This window comes from Paracoccus laeviglucosivorans (assembly GCF_900182695.1).
Classification (GTDB): domain Bacteria; phylum Pseudomonadota; class Alphaproteobacteria; order Rhodobacterales; family Rhodobacteraceae; genus Paracoccus; species Paracoccus laeviglucosivorans.
Window position 1 is genome coordinate 1 of record NZ_FXTK01000080.1, and the last position, 1,195, is coordinate 1,195.

1 protein-coding gene is annotated in these 1,195 nt (G+C 64.0%); it reads left to right on the forward strand.

Annotated elements, in window-relative coordinates; translation table 11 throughout:
- The first annotated feature begins 11 nt into the window (after positions 1-11).
- Positions 12-1,187, forward strand: coding sequence for an acetyl-CoA C-acetyltransferase (locus FN835_RS21110; RefSeq protein ID WP_142665188.1), 1,176 nt, complete (start codon positions 12-14; stop codon positions 1,185-1,187).
- The last annotated feature ends 8 nt before the right edge of the window (positions 1,188-1,195 follow it).

Sequence of the window (1,195 nt, forward strand, 5' to 3'; positions counted from 1 at the left end):
AGGAGCCAAACATGACCAAAGCAGTGATCGTATCCGCCGCCCGCACACCCGTAGGTAGCTTCCTTGGGGCCTTTGCCAATACGCCCGCGCATGATCTGGGCGCAATCGTGCTGAAAGCAGTGCTGGAACGCGCAGGGGTCGATGCGGCCGAGGTGTCGGAAACCATTCTGGGTCAGGTGCTGACCGCCGGTCAGGGCCAGAACCCCGCACGTCAGGCGCATATCAAGGCCGGTCTGCCGCAGGAATCGGCGGCATGGCTGATCAATCAGGTCTGCGGCTCGGGCCTGCGCAGCGTGGCGCTGGCCGCGCAGCAGGTCATCTTGGGCGATGCAAAGATCGTGATCGCGGGCGGACAGGAATCCATGTCGCTGTCGCCCCACGCGGCCTATATCCGCGCGGGCCAGAAAATGGGCGACATGAAGATGCTGGACACCATGATCCGCGACGGATTGTGGGATGCCTTCCACGACTATCACATGGGCCAGACCGCCGAGAATGTGGCGACGAAATGGGATATTTCGCGCGGCACGCAGGATGAATTCGCCGTCGCATCGCAAAACAAGGCCGAGGCGGCGCAGAAGGCCGGGCGCTTTGCCGATGAAATCGTGCCGGTGACGATCAAGACCCGCAAGGGCGATATCGTTGTCGATGCCGACGAATATATCCGCCATGGCGCGACGCTGGACGCGATGGAAAAGCTGCGCCCTGCCTTTACCAAGGACGGCACTGTCACCGCCGGGAACGCTTCGGGGCTGAACGACGGCGCGGCAGCGGTGCTGGTGATGACCGAGGACGAGGCAGCACGTCGCGGGCTGACGCCCCTGGCCCGAATCGCGTCCTATGCCACCGCGGGCGTCGATCCGGCAATCATGGGGTCCGGCCCGATCCCGGCCAGCCGCAAGGCGCTGGAAAAGGCGGGCTGGTCGGTTGATGACCTGAACCTTGTCGAAGCGAACGAAGCCTTTGCCGCGCAGGCCTGTGCCGTGAACAAGGAACTGGGCTGGAATTCGGACATCGTGAACGTGAACGGCGGCGCTATCGCCATCGGCCACCCGATCGGTGCGTCTGGCGCGCGCATCCTGAACACCCTGCTGTTCGAAATGCAGCGCCGCGATGCGAAAAAGGGTCTGGCGACCCTGTGCATCGGCGGCGGCATGGGCGTGGCCATGTGCCTTGAGCGCCCCTGATCGCAACT

Bases quoted from the DNA above. Each gene is read 5' to 3' on its own strand.
- FN835_RS21110 (WP_142665188.1), top strand. From the start codon at position 12: ATGACCAAAGCAGTGATCGTATCCGCCGCCCGCACACCCGTAGGTAGC.